Source organism: Micromonospora sp. NPDC004704 (assembly GCF_053601675.1).
This window is the reverse complement of the sequence record NZ_JBSGCD010000005.1, coordinates 169,246-189,580: the sequence shown is the minus strand read 5'-3', so window position 1 is coordinate 189,580 and position 20,335 is coordinate 169,246. Positions and strand designations below refer to the sequence as shown.

The 20,335-nt window shown below is 71.2% G+C and carries 19 protein-coding genes and 2 pseudogenes; 9 read left to right on the top strand and 12 right to left on the bottom strand.

Annotated elements, in window-relative coordinates; all coding sequences use genetic code 11:
• Positions 1-17: 17 nt before the first annotated feature.
• Complete coding sequence (locus tag ACWEFB_RS09050; RefSeq protein ID WP_326562108.1) at positions 18-212, bottom strand: hypothetical protein; 195 nt, start codon at positions 210-212, stop codon at positions 18-20.
• Between the two features lie 727 nt (positions 213-939).
• On the opposite strand from ACWEFB_RS09050, the gene ACWEFB_RS09045 reads away from it, so the two are divergent.
• Positions 940-1,770: a GntR family transcriptional regulator gene (locus ACWEFB_RS09045; protein WP_452283739.1), complete on the top strand. Its 831-nt coding sequence runs from the start codon at positions 940-942 to the stop codon at positions 1,768-1,770.
• A gap of 127 nt (positions 1,771-1,897) precedes the next feature.
• Here ACWEFB_RS09045 and ACWEFB_RS09040 read toward each other — a convergent pair whose 3' ends face one another.
• From ACWEFB_RS09040 to ACWEFB_RS09025, 4 genes are all read right to left on the bottom strand, one after another.
• Complete coding sequence (locus tag ACWEFB_RS09040; RefSeq protein ID WP_326562106.1) at positions 1,898-2,629, bottom strand: glycosyltransferase family 2 protein; 732 nt, start codon at positions 2,627-2,629, stop codon at positions 1,898-1,900.
• Positions 2,629-2,976 carry a DUF2304 domain-containing protein gene (locus ACWEFB_RS09035; RefSeq protein WP_326562105.1) on the bottom strand — a complete coding sequence of 116 codons (348 nt, stop codon included), beginning with the start codon at positions 2,974-2,976 and terminating at the stop codon, positions 2,629-2,631. The genes ACWEFB_RS09040 and ACWEFB_RS09035 overlap by 1 nt, the downstream gene beginning before the upstream one ends.
• A 183-nt stretch (positions 2,977-3,159) precedes the next feature.
• A complete protein-coding gene (locus tag ACWEFB_RS09030) occupies positions 3,160-3,522 on the bottom strand; it encodes a hypothetical protein (protein WP_326562104.1) in 363 nt (120 codons plus the stop codon).
• On the bottom strand, positions 3,519-4,103 hold the full coding sequence (locus tag ACWEFB_RS09025; RefSeq protein ID WP_452283737.1) for a helix-turn-helix domain-containing protein: 585 nt from the start codon (positions 4,101-4,103) through the stop codon (positions 3,519-3,521). The genes ACWEFB_RS09030 and ACWEFB_RS09025 overlap by 4 nt, the downstream gene beginning before the upstream one ends.
• Before the next feature lie 140 nt (positions 4,104-4,243).
• Here ACWEFB_RS09025 and ACWEFB_RS09020 point away from each other — a divergent pair, with 140 nt between their 5' ends.
• Entirely contained in the window at positions 4,244-4,822 is a 579-nt protein-coding gene (locus ACWEFB_RS09020) for a hypothetical protein (protein ID WP_452283735.1), read from the top strand.
• 127 nt (positions 4,823-4,949) lie between these two features.
• Here ACWEFB_RS09020 and ACWEFB_RS09015 read toward each other — a convergent pair.
• Positions 4,950-5,471 (bottom strand): annotated as a pseudogene (locus ACWEFB_RS09015) (snapalysin family zinc-dependent metalloprotease); the annotation flags it as partial.
• 236 nt (positions 5,472-5,707) lie between these two features.
• Here ACWEFB_RS09015 and ACWEFB_RS09010 point away from each other — a divergent pair.
• A complete protein-coding gene (locus tag ACWEFB_RS09010) occupies positions 5,708-6,223 on the top strand; it encodes an SRPBCC family protein (RefSeq protein WP_452283733.1) in 516 nt (171 codons plus the stop codon).
• A 27-nt stretch (positions 6,224-6,250) separates the two neighbouring features.
• On the opposite strand, the gene ACWEFB_RS09005 is transcribed toward ACWEFB_RS09010, so the two are convergent.
• A complete protein-coding gene (locus ACWEFB_RS09005; RefSeq protein ID WP_452283731.1) occupies positions 6,251-7,003 on the bottom strand; it encodes a DUF2786 domain-containing protein in 753 nt (250 codons plus the stop codon).
• A 157-nt stretch (positions 7,004-7,160) separates the two neighbouring features.
• Positions 7,161-7,550, bottom strand: a complete 390-nt coding sequence (locus ACWEFB_RS09000; protein ID WP_452283729.1) for a hypothetical protein — start codon at positions 7,548-7,550, stop codon at positions 7,161-7,163.
• 168 nt (positions 7,551-7,718) lie between these two features.
• Here ACWEFB_RS09000 and ACWEFB_RS08995 point away from each other — a divergent pair, with 168 nt between their 5' ends.
• Together ACWEFB_RS08995 and ACWEFB_RS08990 are read left to right on the top strand one after the other, a co-directional pair.
• A complete protein-coding gene (locus ACWEFB_RS08995; RefSeq protein WP_326562098.1) occupies positions 7,719-9,071 on the top strand; it encodes an ABC transporter substrate-binding protein in 1,353 nt (450 codons plus the stop codon).
• Between the two features lie 120 nt (positions 9,072-9,191).
• Complete coding sequence (locus ACWEFB_RS08990) at positions 9,192-9,797, top strand: hypothetical protein (RefSeq protein ID WP_452283726.1); 606 nt, start codon at positions 9,192-9,194, stop codon at positions 9,795-9,797.
• A 33-nt stretch (positions 9,798-9,830) separates the two neighbouring features.
• Here ACWEFB_RS08990 and ACWEFB_RS08985 read toward each other — a convergent pair whose 3' ends face one another.
• Positions 9,831-10,607, bottom strand: coding sequence for an enoyl-CoA hydratase/isomerase family protein (locus tag ACWEFB_RS08985; RefSeq protein ID WP_452284056.1), 777 nt, complete (start codon positions 10,605-10,607; stop codon positions 9,831-9,833).
• Positions 10,583-11,440, bottom strand: a complete 858-nt coding sequence (locus ACWEFB_RS08980) for a 3-hydroxyacyl-CoA dehydrogenase family protein (protein ID WP_452283724.1) — start codon at positions 11,438-11,440, stop codon at positions 10,583-10,585. Before ACWEFB_RS08980 ends, ACWEFB_RS08985 begins: the two co-directional genes overlap by 25 nt.
• A 97-nt stretch (positions 11,441-11,537) precedes the next feature.
• On the opposite strand from ACWEFB_RS08980, the gene ACWEFB_RS08975 reads away from it, so the two are divergent.
• Complete coding sequence (locus ACWEFB_RS08975; protein ID WP_452283722.1) at positions 11,538-11,825, top strand: hypothetical protein; 288 nt, start codon at positions 11,538-11,540, stop codon at positions 11,823-11,825.
• 71 nt (positions 11,826-11,896) lie between these two features.
• On the opposite strand, the gene ACWEFB_RS08970 is transcribed toward ACWEFB_RS08975, so the two are convergent.
• A complete protein-coding gene (locus ACWEFB_RS08970; RefSeq protein WP_452283720.1) occupies positions 11,897-12,487 on the bottom strand; it encodes an RNA 2'-phosphotransferase in 591 nt (196 codons plus the stop codon).
• Positions 12,487-13,266, bottom strand: coding sequence for a class I SAM-dependent methyltransferase (locus tag ACWEFB_RS08965; protein ID WP_452283718.1), 780 nt, complete (start codon positions 13,264-13,266; stop codon positions 12,487-12,489). The genes ACWEFB_RS08970 and ACWEFB_RS08965 overlap by 1 nt, the downstream gene beginning before the upstream one ends.
• A 323-nt stretch (positions 13,267-13,589) precedes the next feature.
• On the opposite strand from ACWEFB_RS08965, the gene ACWEFB_RS08960 reads away from it, so the two are divergent.
• From ACWEFB_RS08960 to ACWEFB_RS08950, 3 genes and pseudogenes are all read left to right on the top strand, one after another.
• Complete coding sequence (locus tag ACWEFB_RS08960; RefSeq protein ID WP_452283716.1) at positions 13,590-16,757, top strand: FtsX-like permease family protein; 3,168 nt, start codon at positions 13,590-13,592, stop codon at positions 16,755-16,757.
• A 65-nt stretch (positions 16,758-16,822) separates the two neighbouring features.
• Positions 16,823-19,546, top strand: coding sequence for an FtsX-like permease family protein (locus ACWEFB_RS08955; protein WP_452283714.1), 2,724 nt, complete (start codon positions 16,823-16,825; stop codon positions 19,544-19,546).
• Positions 19,546-20,154: pseudogene (locus tag ACWEFB_RS08950) on the top strand (ABC transporter ATP-binding protein); the annotation flags it as partial. The gene ACWEFB_RS08955 and the pseudogene ACWEFB_RS08950, both read left to right, overlap by 1 nt.
• Positions 20,155-20,335 lie beyond the last annotated feature (181 nt).

The following is a 20,335-nucleotide window of genomic DNA, read 5'->3' as shown; positions in this document are numbered from 1 at the left end:
CGCGGCTGACCGGGTGGTCACAAGCCGGCCAGCAGCGCTGGCAGCACGGATGCCGCCTTGCCGCCGATCCGGATCGTGACCGCCCAGTCGAGCTGCTTGCACCTGTCCGGGCCGCATTGCGGGCAACGACGGCCGTTGGTGTGCCCTTGGAGAGTCGTCTTGGCGGCGTCCCAGATCCCGGCCCGCGTGAGCGGCTCATCCTGCCGGCTCACCAGACGACGCCTTCGACGTCGGCTCGAAACCGGACGACGATCTCTCGGACCACCGCCGGCTCAGGAATGGGCGACGGCTGGTAGTCGTCGCCCAGGGCCTCCAACACGAGGCACGCTCGGACAAACCCCGTGCATGTTCGCCCCAGGATGCAACGGGGGCACCGACCGTTGACCGGCCAGTGCCGGCGCAGCAGCTTCCGCGCCCGTAGCTGGGTGAGCCGGAGCCGCTGGTGCGGCAGGAGTGCGCTCACCACTCACCCGGCTTCGTCAGCCCCTGCGCGGAAACGAGAGCGGGGCATTCGTTGTCGCCCGTACAGCCCTGCTCCGTGCACCGTCCGGCTCGATTGTGCTGGGCAATGACCCGCAGCGCCGTCCGAATCGTCTCTTCGGCATTCATGACGACCGCCACCAGCTGGCCTGCCGGGCGTTGAGCCGGCTCCGTGTCTCCGCATCGACCAGTCGTCGGGTCGCGCCGGTCCTCGCCGCTCCGCCCAGGGCGGGACGGACCGTCTCGACCGGGGCCGGCACGGGCTTGGGAATTGCCTGCTCGACCGGTGCCGGATCAGGGTCAAAGAAGTACTTCCGTCGTGTGCTGTTGATGAACATCGCCCACCTCCGTCGACTAGGGAGGGTGGCCAGCGCAGAGTGCCTACCCCTAGAACAACTGTCCGTGCTGGCCACCTAACAGGAAGCTACACCTGTATATACTGCCCGTCTAGATAGGTTGATGGAGGAGATGCCGAACGTCCGAAGCGCGTTGATCGAAGGTACGGTGACGAACGTGCCTACCCCGCACGAGCGGCCACGATATCGACGAGTCGCCGATGAGCTGCGCCGCCGGATCATGTCCGGCGCGATCCCGGCTGGGTCCATCCTGCCGTCCGAGACAGCCATCATGGCCGAATTCGAGGTGTCACGCGGCACCGCACGTGAAGCGGTCGCTCTACTGCGGTCGGAGGGCCTGGCCGTGACAGAGATGGGCCGGGGCACCTTCGTCCGACCCGCCCTGCCAGTCCGGCGTCTCGGCTCCGAGCGGTACCGCCGAGAACTGGACCAGATCCGCGGCGATCTCCCACCCGAGACGTCGTTCACCGTCGACCGTGGGGTCAGGTGGAACGACTACCGGTTGGACAAGGCGTTCCAGGACGTGCCCGCCGACGTCGCCACCGCCGAACTGTTCGGCGTACCAACCGGCACCATGTTGCTGGAGCGCCGGTTCGTGTTCCACGCAGACGGTGTCGCCCAGCAGATGTCGACGTCCTGCTACCTGCTCAGCATGGTCGCAGGCACACCGGTTGCCGAACCGGATCGAGAGCCGTGGCCCGGCGGGAACACCGCCCAGTTGTTCAGCCTCGGCGTGGTCATCACCGGTATCCGCGAGGAAGTGCGGGCACGGATGCCCGTTGCCGACGAGGTTAAGACGCTGCACATCCCGAGCGGTACCCCGGTTGTCACGATCTCCCGGCAGACGTACGCCGGAGATCGGGTGGTCGAGGTGGCCGACATTGTGATCCCAGCAGACCGGGTGTCGCTTGGCTACTGGATCGACCTCACCTGACGGCGACCGGTCGGGTACGGCACGAACCCCCGACCGGCGGCGGATGCCGGGTCGGGGGTTCGTGGGCTAGCGCCAGATTGCCGGGACGTTCGATGGTCTGATCCCGCCCAGAAAGCGGGCACCGGAATCAGACCTGCTTCACCTGCTCCTGCGGCAGCGGGTAACGGCGGATCAGCGCCAGCCCCAGTACGGCGACCGCGCGGGTCAGGTACAGGGTGGCCTTCAGCGGGGACTGGCTGGGCGTACCGGCCGCTCGTGGGCGCATGGCGACCGGGACCTGCAACACCCGGAACTTGGACCGGGCGGTGTGCACCACCGTCTCGATGGTGTCGCCGAGGTACTCCACCGGGTAGGCGTGCGCGAACATCTCGATGACCCGCCGGTTGGCCGCCCGGAAGCCGGAGGTGGTGTCGCTCAACCGGGTGCCGGTGATCCGGCTCAGCACGATCGCCAGCAGGCGCATCGCGTACCGGCGGGGTCCCCGTACGGTGTAGTCGCCGGTACCGGCGAAACGGGCGCCGATCACCAGGTCGGCGTGGTCGAGCGCGTCCACGAGCTGGGGTACGAAGCGCGGGTCGTGCTGCCCGTCCGCGTCGATCTGGATCGCGACGTCGTAACCGTGGTCCTCGGCGTACCGGTAGCCGAGCCGCATGGCCCCGCCCACACCGAGGTTGTACGGCAGCCGCAGCACGTGGGCACCGGCCCGGCGGCCCTGTTCGGCGGTGCTGTCCATCGAACCGTCGTCGACCACGAGTACGTCGACCGTCGGCAGTTCCCGCTGGACCTCGTGTACGACGTCCGCGATCGACTTCTCCTCATTCCAGGCCGGAATGATGATGAGAACCTTTTTGTCCAGCATCACGAAAGGCTCTTTTCCCTGTTGAGTTCGCCGCGCAGCAGCGACACCTCTTCGGCGAGCACCCGGGTCTCCTCTTCCAACCGGCTGAGTTCCCAACTCAGGTGGATGGTGACCAGCAGGAGGAAGACGACCCCGCCGAACAGCACCAGGCTCACCCCGTTGACCACCCCGAGCAGGTCGGCCAGACGGTCGGGCAGGCGGGGAAAGAATGCGAGCGGCAGCGCGATCACGGCCACGGTGATCAGCAGCGCCGCGTACTTCTCTCGTAGTTGACGCCGTCGGAGCAACTCGACAACGAAGGCGATGAGGCAGATACCGACAACGGCGGTAAGGATGGTAAGGCGCATCAGGGGGCGGGTTCCTCTCGAACCTGCGAGCCAACAGCGGTACCGAGCGGTACTGATCTCCCGATCAGTTGCCGGATCGCAGAGATCACGCACGTGAGAGTAGTCCACGTTTGACGGTCCGCGGGTGCCGCCCGATTTCGGCGGTGACCGGTGGCCGTAGTGGTCAGCGGTCGACGGTCGAACTCAGAGCGCCACGACCGGCACCCCACGGCCTTCGTACTGGTCGGGGCGGCAGGTGACCACCAGACCGGTCGCTCCCTTCGCCTCGAACACCGCATGCCGTACGGCGAGTTCACCGGTGCCGCCGGAGATGGCCACCGCCACGTGCTCGGTCAGCGGCAGGCAGATCACGTCGGGCAGGTTGAGCAGGGCGTACCAGGAATCCCAGCCGATCGGTAGCACCGAGTTGGCGTCATGGATGACGGTGGTGGGGAAGCCCAGCAGGATCCGGCCGTGTTCGGCACGGCGGTAGAGGCGTACGAGTGGGTCCCGGTTGTTGAGGAATCCGATGAGCGCGGAACTGTCGAAGACGTGGAGTTGCTTCACGCGGCTGCCTGGTCGGGGCCGCCACCGTAGATGCGCTGCGCCTCCTCGTGGGCCCGCGCCAGCGCCTCGTCCAGCCGTCGTTCGGCGTCCGGGTCGTCGAGGAGTTCGGTCTGCCCGAGGAGTTCCCGTACCCGCTGGAGGCGGGCCGCCAGCGGGATCTGCTGGAAGTCCCGGCGGCCGGGCCACTGCCGGTCGTAGTCGGCGACGATCAGCGAGGCGAGGTACCGCTCGGGCGTGGTGTGGCTGGTCAGGGCGAGCTGGTTCAGCAGGTCGCGGGTTTCGGCGTCGAGCCGGATGCGCTCGTCCGCCTGTCCGGCCGGTCGGTCGCGCAGGTCGTCGGTGGTCAGGTAGCCGAGCGCCACCAGCGCGTCGGCCGGCTCGATGTCGAGGGTGACCAGGACCGACCGGACCCGGCTCGTCGGCTCCGAGCCGCGCAGGTCGCCCTCTTCCCAGGCCTGGATCAGGTCCTCGGGGAGCCCGGACCGCTCGGCGAGGGTCTGCTGGGTCCAGCCTTTCCGCAGGCGGGCGTCGTGCACGAGGTTCGCGAAGCCTTCTCCCCGTGCCGCCTGGTCGTCCGCCATGCTCGGATCCTAACCAGGACGGCATCGACCGCGCCGTACCTGTCGGCGCGTCGCCACCGCCGGCCCTCCACTGAAACGTGACATTCAAGAGGCCGCTCGGGCGTAGCGGTCGATAGCGCCCGCTGACCACACTGCCAGTTATGACCTATCCATACCCGCAGCAGGATCCGTGGGCGGATCCGACGGAGACGCATCCGCCCCCGCCCCCGCACCTGCCGCCGACGCTGCCGCTCCCGCTGCCCGCGGACCACCACCCGCCGGCCCCCACCTCGCCGCCGCAGCAGCACCCGCCCGCACCGCCGCAGTACGCACCACCCCCGCCGCACTATCCACCCGCGCCGGCCCACCCACCCGTGCAGCAGTACGCACCGGGGCCGCAGTACGCACCGGGGCCGCAGTATCCGCAGATGGGCCTGCCGCAGCCGGTTTATGCCGTACCGGTGGTGCCGAGCAAGTCCACCGGGGCGGCGGTCGCGTGGGAACTGCTCCCCGGACTGCTCGGCGTCTTCGGGATCGGGAACCTGTACGCCGGTCGGGTCGGCGTCGGCCTCACCCTGATGCTGACGTACTGGGTGCTGTTCTGGATCAACTTCGGGCTGTTCTTCGTCGGCATCGGGTTCGTGACGATGCCCCTGACCTGGGTCGTTTACATGATCATGGGTCCGCTGCTGGCCGCCCGAGGGGTGGCGGAGCACAACTCGGGCATCGTGGTGCGCTGAGCCCGGCGACGTGCCGGACGGACCGCCGGGGCCGACCGGCGTCACCGCCGATCGGCCCCGTCCCGGGTACGTGGATCGGTCAGCTCCCGTTCCAGACGTACACCTTGGGGTTCGCCGGGGTGAGCTGTGCGGCCGCCGCCGCGCTGCCGGCGAAGAGCGAGTTGACCCTGGCCGCCTCGGCCGCGCTCGGGTTGGCGTTGGCGCAGGAGACCGGTGCGCTGCTGCCGGACATCAGGTCGGAGCAGCGACCGGTCCGGTTGTCGGGCAGGCCGAGGATGTGGCCGATCTCGTGGGTGGCGATCCTGGTCCGGTTGTACCCGTCGTTGACCGCCTCCCAGCCCATGTAGACCCGGCCGGAGCCGAGTCCGGTCACGTACGCCCGGGGCCACCCGTTGTCGACGTAGATGACCAGGCTCGCCGGGGTGCCGGCGACCAGGCGTACGTTGCTCACCCGGCTGTTCCAGATCTGGGCGGCCTGGGTGAAGTTGGTGGTGAACTCGCCGGCCCGGCTGGCGTCGTAGTAGACGGTGCGTACGGCGATGTTGGCGTCCGCCGCCGCGGGCGATCCGGTGGCGGTCTGTACGCCGATCATGGAGCAGGCCGCCACCAGCGCGGCCACGGCGGTACGGAGGAATTGTCGTCTGACCATCGCTGGCTCCCAACTCGACGGGACACGGAGCAGATCTCCGCTTTAATCGATGGCGATTAATCTAGTGCGGGGGCCGTCGACGGTCCGCATAGCACTTGCCCCATATCGAGCGCGTCCGTCGAGACATCGACCACCACCCATCGCGACAACGGGTGACCGCACGCTCGGCGCAGCGATTCAACCGCTGGTCGGCTGGACGCTGCGCAGGGCTTCGGTGGCCGGTATGGTCCGGGCCTATGGGACAGGAGACCACCGGCCCGGGCGGCATCCACCAGGACGTGGCCAGGTACTCCCTGCGCAGCACCCTGCGGGTCCCGGCCTCACCCGAACACGCCTTCGCCGTCTTCACCGGCGGGCTCGCCGACTGGTGGGTGATGGAATACACCTGGTCCGGACCGACCGCCCTGGCCGCGATCGGTTTCGAGCCGCGCGCCGGTGGGATGGCGTACGAGATCGGGCCGCACGGTTTCCGCGCCGACTGGGGCCGGGTGGTCCTCTGGCAGCCCCCGCACCGGCTCGTCTTCACCTGGCAGATCGGACCCGACCGGGTTCCGGTGCCCGACCCGGCCAACGCCAGCGAGGTCGACGTCCGGTTCGACCCGGAGGGCGACGACCGGACCAGGGTCGAGGTCGAACATCGCGGTTTCGACCGGCACGGCGAGGCCGCCGAGGGCTACCGCGAGGCACTCACCGCCGGCTGGCACGAGCTGCTTTCCCGGTACGCCGCCTCGGTCAGCTCGATCACCAACTGACGGCCGTCGCGCCGCCCATCCTGCCGGTCAAGCCCCGGGACGTCGACCGGAGAAACCCGTACCGTCCCTGGTGGACCGGCCCGCGACGGCGGCGGCGCCACCGGCTCGTACGCCCGTACCGCCCAGGTCGGCGCGGCGGCCGGCCTCGGCGCCCTGACCCGCGCCGCCACCGGCCAGTCGACGGGCCGACGCGGTACGCAACCGCGGGTACACCTCGGCCAGCCGCCGCTCCACCCGCGTGCTCCGATCGGCCAGCACGAGCGCCATCGACGTCTCCCCGACCCCTTCACCGGACGGGTCCGCCGCGGCTGCCGCCTCGGCCGCCCGCAACCGTTCCGACACCGACCAGGCGAACCCGGCCAGCCAGGAACGCCGGAACGCGGCCGGCTGGTCACCCGGTGGCACCGGGGTCCCGGCGAGCCCGTGCGCGGCCTGCACCAGCAGGGAGGTGAAGAGCAACTCCACCCGCTCCAGATCGCTCGCGAACCCGAACAGGTGCATCTCGAAACCGGAACCGGCCCGCCGACGTACGCTCCGGCACCGCAACGCGCCCGCCACCGCCGCGAGCAGGCCCGCCTTGTCCAACGCGTACGGGGCCAGCAGTTCGACCACCCGGTCGCCGACCGGGTCGGTGGCCGGGTCCCGGGCGGCGAGCAACGCGCGGTCGACCCCGTACCGGGCGATCAGGTCGGTGGCCTTGGCCATGAACGCCGCTGCCTCGGCCTCGGTGCAGGCCGGGTCCTCGGCCATCGCCAGCAGCTTGCGCACCTTGTCGAGCATTCCCCCAGGCTCCCATCCACGACCGGGAACCGGGACGCGCGGGGCCGAACCGGGAACCGGTGGCGCGGTCGGGACCTGCCGGTAGCGCGGGCTACGGCTTGCGGTGGCGGGGGTAAGGGCTTGCGGTGGCGCGGGTTACGGCTTGCGGTGGCGCGGGTTACGGCTCGCGGTGGCGGATGGTTGCCACGGCCGAACCGGCGAGGGTGAGCAGGCAGTCGGGGAGTTGGCCGTCGGTCAGCGCGGCACCGAAGAGCGCCTCGGCGGTGTCGATGTCGGAGTTCGCGTACGCGCTGACGAACCGGGCCACCCAGCGGGCGTCGTAGTTGGCCTCGTCGATGCCGGGAAACTCCAGCGTCCAACTGCCGCGCGGCACCTGCTCGCCGACCATGGTGGCGGCAAGACGCCAGGCCACCTCGTACGCCCCAGCGACACCGGACCGGTCCACCACCGCGTCGAAGGTGCCAACCACGGCGTCACTGTCACCGACCAGGGCGGACCGCAGCACCGCGTTGGCGTCGTCCAGCGTGTCCTGGGGTTCGTCCATCACGTGCGGAAGGGTATGCCGCCAGGTCAAGCGGGCGCTCGGGAATGCCCGAAAGCTATCGGCCGGCGTATATTACCGCCGGGTAAAAGATCGATCTACGACCGCAGTCACATGGTCGGCCGGACGCACGCTAGTGTGCGCAGCGGACCTTCGGGGAGGAAGGACGACCTCATGCTCGTACCACGCGGTTCGCGCGGTGCTGCACTTGCCGCCTGCGCGACGCTCCTGCTTGCCACCACCGCTTGCGGCGGGGACAACGCGGAGGAGTCGACCGCGACTCCGACGCGCCTCTACGGTACGGACGGCAACATGCAGAACTCCTTCGTCAAGGAGTTCGACGGGCAGACCAAGCTGCTGGACGGCATGAAGGGCACCATCCCACTCACCCCGCTGTCCAAGGACTTCGTCAGCCGGGTCACCGCCATCGACCCGGCGCTCACCGACTTCCTCTACTCCGCCGAGGTCTACGACGCCATCGCGGTGAGCGCGCTCGCGGCGCAACTGGCCGGCTCGACCGCTCCGGCCGATATCGCCAAGCAGATCAACGGCGTGACCGTGGGCGGTCAGCGGTGCGACTCGATCGGTGCGTGCCTGACCATCGCCCGCACCGGTACGGACATCGAGTACCGGGGCGTCTCGCTCAACCGAGGCGGGTTCACCGACGCGGGTGAGCCGTCCACCGCGAGCTACGCCACCATGCACTTCGGCGAGCAGGCGAAGATCGACGACGGCAAGACCGAGTTCGTCGGCGCCGGTGACGAGTCGGCGGCCAGCACCCAGGCCCCGCCCCCGCCAAAGAAGCAGGTCGGCGGCAAGAACGACAAGCGCGACGGGTCACCGCTCAAGATCGGCGGGCTGCTGCCGAAGACCGGTGACCTCGCTCTGGCGTACCCCCCGATCGCGGCCGGCGCGAAACTGGCCATGAAGGAGATCAACGAGGCCGGTGGTGTGCTCGGCGAGCCGGCGGTCTGGGTCGACGGTGACGACGGCACCAACCCGGACGTCGCGAAGGCGACCGTCGCGCAACACGTCGCGGCCGGCGTACACGTGATCATCGGTGCCGCCGCGTCCGGGATCTCCCGCGCGGTGCTGCCCGACGTGGTCGCGGCCGGTCTGATCCTGTTCTCCCCGTCGAACACCGACGCGGGTCTGACCACCATCGACGACCAGGGACGCTACTTCCGTACCGCACCCTCGGACATCCTCCAGGGCCGGGCGCTGGCAGACGTGATCATGCGGGACGGACCGCACCGGATCGCCCTGGTCGCCCGGAAGGACTCGTACGGCGAGGGCCTGCAGGGCAACGTCAAGGCCGAACTGGAACGGGCCGGGTTCGCCGCCGACCGGGTCAAGCTGCTCACCTACGAGCCGCCGGCCAAGCCGGACTCCCCGCCGGTCGACTTCACCAGCGGCGCGCAGGAGATCAAGCAGTTCGGTGCGGACGCGGTCCTGGTCATCGGGTTCGCCGAATCGGCGCAGGTCATCAAGGCGCTCTCGGCCGCCGGGGTGCAGATCCGGCACTGACGGCGTACGCGGCCGTCCTCGGGCCGGCATCGGTCTGGCACGTTTCCGGGAGCAATCGGGGCCCCCGGCCGCCATACGGTCTTCCTGACACCGGACGAGCCGACCGAAGGGCACCAGACGATGAGCGACTTCACCGACAACCCGCTGGCCGAGGAGACCAACTTCGGCTCCACCGACGGGCAGGAGGGCTTCGGGCCCGAGATCGACCCGGGACCCGAACTGCCCGCGTACGACCTGGCGGCCTTCCACCCGGAGACGGTGGTCGAGCACCACGTCGACGGCTCCACCGACGTGCTCACCGACTTCGACGGCGACGGGGTCGCCGACCTGGTCCAGCAGGACCTCGACAGCGACGGCACCGCCGAGACCACCCTGATCGACGGTGACCACGACGGTGCGCTGGACACCATGCTGCGTGACTACGACGACAACGGCACGGTGGACCGGATCATCGGTGACGGCAACGAGGACGGTGTGATCGACCGGGTCGCCACCGACACCAACAACGACGGCCTGATGGACCAGGTGGTCCGCGACACCGACCTCGACGGCGAGCCGGACAACTGGGTACGGGACGTCAACCACGACGGGCGCCCCGACCACACCGTCACCGACCTGGACGAGGACGGCCGCCCCGATCAACTCGTCGTCGACACCGACTTCGACGGAGTGGCGAACCAGGTCGCCTACCTCGACTCGGACAGCAACCCGTACGGCAGCCGCTGATCGGCGCGCCCACGTCGACGGCGACGACGCCCGTCAGCGGTTCTTCCGGTCCAGGAACTCGGTCATCCGGCGGTGCTTCTCCGGATCCTCGAAGAGCACCGCCTGGCTGACCAGGTCGAGTTGCGGATGCGCGGCGGCGGGCGCGTCGACCGCGAGTTTTGTCAGCCGCAGGGCCAGCGGCGACGCCTTGGCGATCTCGTCCAGCAGCTCGTGGGCGGCCCCGAGCAGGTCGGCCGGTTGGTCCACCACCCGGTTGACCAACCCGATCCGCAGCGCCTCGGCGGCGTCGATCCGGCGACCGGTGAAGAGCAGTTCCTTGGCCCGGGTCTCACCGACCAGTGCCGGCAACCGGTGCGTGGCACCCGCCCCGGCGATGATGCCGAGTCGTACCTCGGGTTGGCCGAACGAGGCGCGTGACGTACAGATCCGCAGGTCGCAGGCGTACGACAGTTCCGCCCCGCCGCCCAGGGCCGGGCCGTCGACGGCGGCCACGGTGGGCAGCGGCAGCGCCCGGAGCCGGGCGAAGACGGCCTGGTTGATCGCGGCGAGTGCGTCGAGCCGGTCCCGTTCCCGCAGTTGGGCGATGTCCGCGCCGGCCGCGAAGATGCCGTCCGTACCGCCGGTGAGCAGGAGCAGTTTCGGGTCCCGCTCCAGCCGCCCGCAGACCTCGTGCAGGGCGGCGACCAGGTCGGCGTCGATCGCGTTGCGCTTCTCCGGCCGGTCCAGGGTGACCACCAACCGGTCGGCCCGCTCCTCGATCCGCAGACCGGCGGATTCCACTGTGCTCACTGCTTGACCCCGTCCACCCAGCGGTAGAAACCCTGGCCGGACTTCTTGCCCAGCCGACCCTGCTCGACCATCGTCTCCAGCAGCGGCGGCGGCGCGAACCGGTCGCCGTACGCCGATCGCAGGGTACGGGCGATGTCCAGGCGTACGTCCAGCCCCACCAGGTCGGTGAGTTCGAGCGGCCCGACCGGGTGCCGGTAACCGAGTGTCATCGCCTTGTCGATGTCGGCCGGGCTGGCCACCCCGTCTTCGACCATCCGGATCGCCTCCAGCCCGAGCGTGACGCCGAGCCGGGAGGTGGCGAAGCCGGGCAGGTCGCGTACGACGACGGGGTCCTTGCCCAGGCGGCCGGCGAGGGCGACGGCCGCCGCGGTGGTCTCCTCGGCGGTCGCCGGCCCGACCACGATCTCGATCAACGCCATCGCCCAGACCGGGTTGAAGAAGTGCAGACCGATGAAACGGCCCGGGTCGGGCACTGCGGTGGCCAGGGCCGCGATGGGGATGCTGGAGGTGTTGGTGGCGAGCAACGCGGGCTGGCGCGCCGCTGCGGCGGCCAGCACGTTCCGCTTGAGGTCCGGCCGCTCCGGCACGGCCTCCACGATCACGTCCGGTCCGTCGGCCACCTCGGTCAGGTCGCGCCGGAGCACCAACCGGGTACGCGCGTCCGCTGCCGCGTCGGCGGCCAGTTTGCCCCGCTCGACCGCCCGGTCCAGGAGTTTGCCCAGCGCGGCACCGGCCGCCTCGGCCCGCCCGGCGTCGACCTCGACCAGGTCCACCCGGTAACCGGCGGTGGCCGCCACGTACGCGATGCCGAGCCCCATCGTGCCGGCGCCGACGACAACAAAACGCTCGTTCATGGTGGCGACCCTATGTCGCCGCTAACGTATGCGGGACCGCGGTCCTGGGTACTGCGGACCTGCACGCCTCAGTCAGCCGGAGAAAGGGCTTCCCTTCATGAGCGAGTCGCAGGCGACCACCGAGTCGCAGGAGATCGTCGAGACGCGGGGTGACGAGCGGGTCGACCTGATCCGCGCGGACACCAACAACGACGGCAAGGTCGACCTCTGGGTGGCCGACACCGACGGCGACGGCAAGGCTGACCTGTTCCAGTTCGACACCACCGGCGACGGCACGGTGGACATCACCATGGTCGACCTCGACGAGGACGGCACGCCGGACGAGGTGGTCGACGGCGACGGTGGCCACCCCCCGACCCCGGCCCCGCCGACCGTCACGGTCTGAACCCCACACCCTGGTCATGCGAAGCGGGGCGCCTTCCGGTCAAAAAGGCGCCCCGCTTCTGCCGTAGCGGCTCAGGAGCGGCCGGTCAGGGCCTGGTCGGTCTCCGGCCGGATGACGTCCGGCGGGACGGACGCGGTCAGCCACACCCCGTTGTCGCTCCGGTAGAACTCGTGCCCCCGAGCGGCCAGCTTCGCCGCGTCGACCACCAGCACCGACACCGACCCGCCCCGGCGCCGACCGACCGTCACGGCCGTCGCCACGTCGACGGACAGGTGTACGTGATGCCGCCGCCCCGGCCGCAGCCCCTGCGCCAGAATCGCCGGTACGTTGACCGCGCCGGTGCCGTGGTACAGCAGCTCGGGCGGGGTGACCGGGGTCAGCGCCAGGTCCACCGCCACCCGCGCCGAGTGCCCCTGGCTGGCCCGGATCCACGCCACCCCGTCCGGTCCCGTACGCACGGCGAACCGCTGCTTGTCGTTGTCGGCCACCACGGCGTCCAGTTCCTCCGGGGTGATCCGCCGGCCGTGCCGGGACAGGGCGGCGAGCAGGTCCGCCACCGGCACCCAGCCGTTGGCGTCCAACGTCAGCCCGACGCTTCCCGGCGCGTGCCGCAGCACGAGCGACATCCGTTTGCTGACCGAACGCAGCTCGGCCGGTTCCATCAACCCGCCAGCCGCAGCGTGGCCAGGTAATACGGGGCATCGGCGTCGTCCACGTCGACCAGCCGCCAGGCGCTGCCCCGGATCAGCTCGGCCAGCTCGTCCGGCGTACAGACCAGGTAGTCGAACCACGGCGTACCCAGCTCGCGGTAGCGCAGCCGCAGGCGCAACTGCCCGCCGAGCCGGCCCCGGGCCCGGTTGCGCTCGTGGTAACCGGTGTGCACCGGGTCGGTGGTGCCGTACGGGTCGGTGCCGTGGGCGATGATCTCGGCGCCCGGGTTCGCCAGGGCGGCCAGCGCGGCCAGGAACGCCGGTGCGCGGTCCCGCCCCTCGATCAGCCCGAGGTTGTTGCCGAGCAGGAGAAAGGTGTCGAACCGGTGCCGGTTGGTGGCGTACTCGTCGACCGTGCCGAGGACCAGGTCCCGTACGCCCCGCTTGCGGGCGACCCGGATCGCACCGGGGGAGATGTCCAGCCCGGTGACCGGCACCCCGCGTTCCTGCAACTCCAGCGCGATCCGGCCGGCGCCGACACCGATGTCGAGCACCCGACCCCGGACCCGGTCGACCGCCCGGTGGTCGTACGGCTGCCAGTCGGCGGGTTCGTCGAGGTAGTGGGCGGACGGGGCGCCGTTGATCAGACCGTCGTCGCGTTCGATGATCTCGATCACCGGTCGGGGCAACCGGCCCCCGACCAGGGGACGTGGCCCGACCCCGGTCGCCACCGCGAGGGTGTCCCGCAGCAACTCGCCGAAGACGTCGCCGACCTGCGGCTCTCCCACCATGGGGTAGACGCTAGCGGGCGGCGCGGGGACGCTCGTCGTCGTACCCTGCGAGGGTGAGCGACCTGCCGACGGCACGGTCGGCATCCGGATCGTCCTGCCTGAATGAGCTGGTAGCCTTGCGCTCCGCCGTTCTGCAACGAGTGGATCTCGATTAGGTATTCGTTACATCACGAACCCTCGGTTCGGAAGATTTCTGACGACGCCAGCGAACCTTTTTGACCCCCTCACCAATCAGGTGCGGTGAGGGGCGGTCGATCACGTCGCCCGGACGGGCAACGAGGGGACGCGGTGGAATGAGGCTGGTGCTACGGCGCGCCCGTGCAGTGAGGGGCCTGCTACTCGCGGCGACCGGGGCGACCCTGATCGCCGCCGCACTGCTCACCGGCCTCGCCGGATACAGCCGGCAGGTCGTCGACACCGGCACCGCCAGCGCCATCGACTCCTCCGCCCCGGAGGAACGGTCGATCCTGGTACGGGGCTCGACCGGCGGGTCCGCGGACGCCCTCCGGGACCGCGACGCGGCGTTGCGCAGGGAGGTCTCGGCCGGTCTCGCGGGGCTACCCGCACCGGTCTCGGCCGCCGGATACGCCGCCGGCCGGCAGCTCTCCGGCCCGGTCGGCAAGGCGGTGCCCGACGGCGACGGGGTCGTCTTCGGTTCCGTGGTCTTCCTCGACAACCTCGCCGAGCACGCCGAACTCAGCTCCGGAAACTGGCCCCAGCCGGGCGCCAACCCGGTGCAGACCGCACTGGCAGAGCCGGTCGCCAAGATCCTGGGCGTCGCGGTCGGTGACCGGATACCGGTCACCGACCGGGTCACCGGGCGGGTCAGCAACCTGGCGGTGGCCGGCATCTGGCACCCCCGCGATCCCGAGGCCGCCTACTGGCGCCTCTCACCGGACGTCGCGGAAGGCCACGCAACGCAGTCGTCCACCTACGGCCCGTTGACCGTCGACCGCGCCGACTTCATCAACCACTTCGCCGCCAACGCCAGCGCTGCCTGGCTCGTCGAGCCGGACCTGAACGGTGCGAGCGTGGCCCAGCTCGGGCGGCTCGCCGACACGGTCCGCGGGCTCACCGCCGAACTCCCGAAGGCCGCCGGGCTCGGCACCTCCGGCATCACCACCACCGCCGTCGACCGGCTGGCCGAACGCCTCGAACGGGCGAACCTGGTCGGCCGGTCCGCCCTGGTCACCCCGATGCTGCTGGTGATCGTGCTCGGCGGCTACGCCCTGGTGCTGGTGGCCGCGCTCCTGGTCGAGCAGCGCCGGGGCGAGAACTCGCTGCTGCGGGCCCGTGGCGCCGCCCGCAACCAGCTCACCGGGCTGGCCGTACGGGAGGCGACGCTGGTCGTACTGCCGGCGGCGCTGCTCGCACCACTGCTGGCAACCGAGGGCCTGCGCCTCGCCGACCGGGTGCCGATGCTGGCCTCGGTGGGACTCCGGTTCGATGCCCAACCGGCACCGTTGACCTGGCTGGTCGCCGCGCTCGCCGCGATCGGCTGTGCCCTGGCCATCATCGGCCCGTCGCTACGCCGCAGCGGCACCTACGTCGCCGAGCTGGCCAGCCGGTCCCGCCCCAGCCGGCGGGCCGTCGCCCAGCGGGCCGGCATCGACCTGGCGCTGATCGCCCTGGCGGTGCTCGGCTGGCTGCAACTGCGGCAGTACTCCTCGCCGCTGGCGGGGGCCCGTTCCACCGGTCAGCTCGGCATCGACCCGCTGCTCGCGGCCACCCCGACGCTGGGCGTACTGGCCGGGGCGGTGCTGGCCCTGCGGGTGCTCCCGCCGATCACCCGGCTCGCCGAGCGTTTCGTCGACCGCAAGCCGTGGACCGCCACCATGTTCGGCACCTGGCAGGCCGGGCGACGCCCGCACGCCGGCCCGGTCCTGCTGCTCGCCCTCGCCGTCGCGGTGAGCACCCTGGCCTGGTGCCTGGCCAGCACCTCCGAGCGCTCCCTGCGTGATCAGGCCGCCCACCAGGTCGGCACGGACCTGCGACTGGTGGAGACGAGCGACGCCCCGCCGGCCGGACGCGCGGAGGCCCTCGCCGGCCTACCGGGCGTACGCGAGGTCCTGCCGGCCTGGCGGGAGAGCCTGCGCCTGGGCCCGGACGCGCAACCGGCATCGCTGCTCGCGATCGACACCCGAGCCGGAGCCGACTCGATCAACATCCGGCAGGACATGGTCGACACCGGATCCCCCGCCGACCTGCTGCGCGAGGTGGGCGGGCAACGCGTCGAGGCGCCGTACACCGAACTGCCGGCCGGCGCCCGGAAGCTCTCCGGGACGGTGCGTACGACCTCCGGCCCGATCCAGTTCTCCGACGAGATCCGGACCGACGCCGTCTTCGCCGAACCGAACGGCGGTTTCCGCAGGGTGCCCCTCGGCACCAGTCGCAACGGTCGGGCGCTCCGCTTCGACATCGACCTCCCGGCCGGTCCCGCCCCGGTACGGCTGGCCGGATTCGTCGCCGACACGCTCGGCCAGAACGGCATGCGGATCGACTGGACCCTGAGCCAGCTCACCGCCGGCACCGGTGACGCCGCCGGCACCCCGGTCGACCTGACCACCGGCGGAAGCTGGCAGACCGTGGACCGGATCGACCGGCAGTCCACGGCCGCCGCCGGCATCGGCGGCATGTCCACCCAGTACGAGGTCAACGACGACGCGAGCTGGGGCGCCACCACGGTACGCGTGGCCATGGTCCGCCAGGCCGACACGGCGCCGATCCCGGTGCTGGTCACCCCGGCGGTGCTGGACGCGTTGCGGCTCAAGGTCGGCGACGAGACCGGGCTCGCGTTCGGGCTGGCGGACGCCCGAGTCAAGATCGTCGGAACCGTCGCCTCGATCCCCGGCGACACGGAACCGGCCGCGATCCTGACCGACCTCCCCTCGCTGAGCAACCGGTTCTTCTTCGACCACGGCATCGTCCGGACGAACGAGGAGTGGTGGGTCACCACCGACCCCGCGCAGGCGGGGGCCGCCGCACAGGCCGCCGCCCAGCTCGGTGGGCTGGAGGTGCTCAACCGGCAGGCGATCGCCGACCAGCTCGACCCGTACGGGGTGGGTGCCCGGGGCGCATTGTTCGCCGCCGCACTGGGCGCGTTGCTGCTCGCCGCCGTCGGCATCGGCGTCGACGTGAGCGCCACCGCCCGCCGCCGGGTGAACGAACTGGCGGTGCTGCACACCCTCGGCGCCGGGCACCGGCTGCTGGCCCGGTCACTCATCGCCGAGCAGGCGTTCCTCTCCGGGATCGGCGTACTGGTGGGCCTCGGGGTCGGGGTCGCGGTGGCCGCCACGATGGCACCCCTGGTGATCCTCACCCCGTCGGCGGACCGACCATCGCCGCCACCACTGCTCTCCATCGACTGGCCACCGGTGATCGCGACCACGGTCGGCCTGCTCCTGCTCGCGCTCCTGCTGAGCGGGCTGATCGCCACCACCCTGCGGCAGCGCCTCGTCGCCGCCCAGCTCCGGATCGGAGACGACCGGTGAGCAACGGAACACAGGGATCGGTGGACGGCACCGGGTCCGGACCAGCGCAGGCGAGGAAGAGGTCGATGAGAGCCAACAGGTCCGGGCCGGTACGCCGGCTGCGCGCCTTCGCCGGGCAGGTCGGGCTGCTTGCCGTACTGGGGCTGGCTTCGGCGGCGCTGCTCACCGGTGCCCCCCGACTGGCCAACGAGTACGCCGACCGGGGACTGGCCGCCGACGTGGCGGAGCTGCCGTACCAGGTCCGGGACATCTCGTTGCCGATGCCCGCCAGCATCGACAGGGCCAAAGCCACCCAGGTCGGAATCGAGGACCTGGACCCGTACCGGGAGAAGCTGCCGCAGCCACTGCCCGGTCTGATCACCGACCAGTGGTACTCGGCCGGGATCGAACCCGAGAGGGTGGGCGCGTCGGGCGACTTCCCTCCGTTCAACGGCGACAGCCAACCGGGGCTCGGCCTGCGGGCGCAGACCGGGGTGGACGAGGCCGTCCGGATGGTCTCCGGCACGTGGCCGGACGCGACCGCCGGGTTGCCGGGCGGGCGGATCCCGATCGCGGTGTCCCAGCGGACCGCGAACGCGCTCATGCTGGCCCTCGGCAGCCGGTTCGACATCGGTGCTCTGATGGGCTCCGCCAAGGTCCCGGTGGTGGTGGTCGGGATCTTCGAGCCGCTGGACACCACCGCGCCGATCTGGAACGCCATGCGGCTGGCCGTGGACCCGCAGATACCGATGATGGACGGCGAGCGGTTCCGGGCAATCGCGGTGACCGACTGGGCCGGGATGAATGCGGCCGGCCCCCGCCTCGGCTCGGTCACCCTCGACTGGCACTACCGGATCGACGAGAAGCGGCTCGACGCCAGCAAGGCCAAGGCGGTGACCGACGCGGTGGTACGCCTGAAGCGGGCCTCCCCCGCGCCGGGTACCACGGTGGTCACCTCACTGGACGTCTCCCTGATCCAACTCGGCGAACGGCTCGCCTCCGTACGGGCGCTGCTCGCGGTGGTGGAGACCGGGGTGCTGGCCAGCCTGCTCGGGCTGATCCTGCTCGCCGCCCGGCTGTCGCTGGAACGCCGCCGCGAGGAACTGGCCCTGTTGCGGGCCCGGGGAGCGTCGACGGCGACCATCGGTAGACGCACCCTGGCCGAGTCGGTGCTGGTCCAGCCGTTCGCCGTACTCGCCGGGTGGCTGCTCGGCACCCTGGTTCCCGGTCGGTCCGCGCTGACCGAATGGCTGGTCCCGGTGCTCGCCGTGATCACCACTGCGGCGGTGCCGGTGCTGGCGATGTCGAGCCAGCGTCGGGTGACGTTCGTGGTCCGCCGGCAGGACCTGATCCGGCAGCGCCCGTCGGCCCGCCGGCTCACCGCCGAGATAAGCGTGCTGGTGCTGGCCGGGCTCGGGGTGTTCCTGCTCCGGCGACGCGGGCTGGTGCCGGACGGCGGGGTGGACCCGTACCTGGTCTCGGTGCCGGTCCTGCTGGCGGTCGGGACCTCCCTGATCGCCCTGCGGGTGCTGCCCTGGCCGCTGCGGATGGTCGGGCAGATCGCCGCGAGGGCCCGGGGAGCGGTCGTCTTCCTCGGGTTGGCCCGAGCCGGGCGGGGCGCACCGGTGACCATCGGCCCGCTCGCGGTGCTGGTCATCGCGATCACCACCGGGGTTTTCAGCGGGGTGGTCGCGAGCACCATCTCGCACGCCCGGGACAGGGCGAGCGAGCAGGCCATCCCGGCCGACGCCAGGCTCACCGGGAACACCTTCGCCCCGTCGACGACCGACCGGCTCGACGCGCTGCCCGGGGTGGACGCGGTGACCGCGATCTCGCTGGAGAACGCCCGCCGGCTCCGTACCGGCCCCAGCGCGTCCGATCGTGACCTCGGGCAGACCCAGGTGCTGGTGGTGGACATGCCGAGCTTCGTCGACGTGATGCGGCGCAGCGGCGTACCCGATGACGGGGTGCCGGCGGCGCTACGGAACGCGAAGCGCACCGACGGCCCGGTGCCGGCGCTGGTCTCCCCCGCGATCGCGGCGGAGGTCGGCGACGGCGCCGTGGTGAACGTGCAGGGCCGGCTCTACGGCTTCACGGCGAGCGTGGTGGCGTCGAGCTTCCCCGGGGTGGAGATCGGGGTCGAGCGGTTCGTGGTGCTGCCCTGGCAGGCGCTGCCGGTGCCCGACTTCAAGCCGATCAACCCGACCCGTTACCTGCTCGCCGGGGACGGCTACGACCGGGCCGCGCTGCTGGCCGCCGCCGACGACGGGCAGCGGGAGTGGCGGGAGAGCGTGATCGGCAGGCCGGTCGACGCGCTCCTGGCCCCGGCTGCGGTGACCACCCTGACCGACTACCGGTTGGGGTTGGACCGGACCGGCGGGAACGAGCTGCTCACCCTGGCGTTCACGATCGGTGCCCTGGGCGGGAGCGGGCTGGCGCTGCTGGCGGTCGGTTTCGCGGTGGTCGCCGAGGCGCGGACCCGGGGCCGGGTGCTCTCCCGGCTCCGGACCATGGGGATGTCCGGCCGGCAGGGTCGGCAACTGCTGGTGTACGAGCTGCTTCCGCTGGTCGGCGCCGCGGTGCTGGCCGGCGGGGTGGTCGGGGTGGCACTGCCCGGCCTGATCGGGCCGGCGCTGAACCTGTCCACCTTCACCGCCGGGGTGGCCGCCCGGACCCATCTGGACCCGCTGCTGGTCGGCGGGGTGCTGCTGCTGGTGGTGGTCGGTCTGGCCGCCGCGCTCGTGTTCGAGAATCTGGTCAACCGACGGATGCGCCTCGGCGAGGTCCTCCGGCTGGGAGAGGAAAACTGATGACCGCTGCCCTGACCACCGCCGTACCCGATCTCGCGGCGTTGCAACGCCGCGCCGCCGAACGGGCGGCGGAGCGGGCCGGCGGTAACGACCGCCTGCGTGGCCACATCGTCTGCGACGGCCTGGTACGCATCTTCAAGACCGAGGGTGTCGAGGTGGTGGCCCTGCAGGGGCTGGACCTGGTAATCGACCGGGGCGACCTGATCGCCATCGTCGGCGCCTCCGGCTCGGGCAAGTCCACCGTGCTCAACATCCTCTCCGGGCTGGACGTGCCGACCGCGGGGATCGCCCGGGTGGCCGGGTTCGACCTGTTGACCATGTCGGCGAAGCAGCGGCTGCGCTACCGCCGGAGCACTGTCGGTTTCGTCTGGCAGCAGACCGGACGGAACCTGCTGCCGTACCTGACCGCGCGGGAGAACGTGGAGCTGCCGATGCGGCTGGCCCGGCGTACCTCGGCCCGGGCGGCCCGCAAGCGGGCGCTGGAGCTGCTGGACCTGGTCGGGGTCGGGTACTGCGCGGACCGGCGTCCGGGGCAGATGAGCGGCGGGGAGCAACAGCGGTGCGCGGTGGCGGTCGCGGTCGCGAACGACCCGGAGGTGCTGTTCGCCGACGAGCCGACCGGTGAGCTGGACGAGGCGACCGCGGCCGACGTCTTCGGGGCGCTGCGGACCATCAACGCGGAGCTGGGCGTCACGGTGGTGGTGGTGACCCACGACCTCAACGTCGCGACCCAGGTCCGCCGTACGGTCGCGATCCGCGACGGGCGGACCGCGTCGGAGGTACGGCGGT

Coding starts and splice junctions, on each gene's coding strand:
- ACWEFB_RS09025 (WP_452283737.1), bottom strand. CDS start 4,103: ATGGCGGACGACCAGGCGGCACGGGGAGAAGGCTTCGCGAACCTCGTG.
- ACWEFB_RS09035 (WP_326562105.1), bottom strand. CDS start 2,976: ATGCGCCTTACCATCCTTACCGCCGTTGTCGGTATCTGCCTCATCGCC.
- ACWEFB_RS08990 (WP_452283726.1), top strand. CDS start 9,192: ATGAGCGACTTCACCGACAACCCGCTGGCCGAGGAGACCAACTTCGGC.
- ACWEFB_RS08965 (WP_452283718.1), bottom strand. CDS start 13,266: ATGGTGGGAGAGCCGCAGGTCGGCGACGTCTTCGGCGAGTTGCTGCGG.
- ACWEFB_RS09020 (WP_452283735.1), top strand. CDS start 4,244: ATGACCTATCCATACCCGCAGCAGGATCCGTGGGCGGATCCGACGGAG.
- ACWEFB_RS09010 (WP_452283733.1), top strand. CDS start 5,708: ATGGGACAGGAGACCACCGGCCCGGGCGGCATCCACCAGGACGTGGCC.
- ACWEFB_RS08955 (WP_452283714.1), top strand. CDS start 16,823: ATGAGAGCCAACAGGTCCGGGCCGGTACGCCGGCTGCGCGCCTTCGCC.
- ACWEFB_RS09005 (WP_452283731.1), bottom strand. CDS start 7,003: ATGCTCGACAAGGTGCGCAAGCTGCTGGCGATGGCCGAGGACCCGGCC.
- ACWEFB_RS08995 (WP_326562098.1), top strand. CDS start 7,719: ATGCTCGTACCACGCGGTTCGCGCGGTGCTGCACTTGCCGCCTGCGCG.
- ACWEFB_RS08975 (WP_452283722.1), top strand. CDS start 11,538: ATGAGCGAGTCGCAGGCGACCACCGAGTCGCAGGAGATCGTCGAGACG.
- ACWEFB_RS09040 (WP_326562106.1), bottom strand. CDS start 2,629: ATGCTGGACAAAAAGGTTCTCATCATCATTCCGGCCTGGAATGAGGAG.
- ACWEFB_RS08980 (WP_452283724.1), bottom strand. CDS start 11,440: ATGAACGAGCGTTTTGTTGTCGTCGGCGCCGGCACGATGGGGCTCGGC.
- ACWEFB_RS08970 (WP_452283720.1), bottom strand. CDS start 12,487: ATGGAACCGGCCGAGCTGCGTTCGGTCAGCAAACGGATGTCGCTCGTG.
- ACWEFB_RS09045 (WP_452283739.1), top strand. CDS start 940: ATGGAGGAGATGCCGAACGTCCGAAGCGCGTTGATCGAAGGTACGGTG.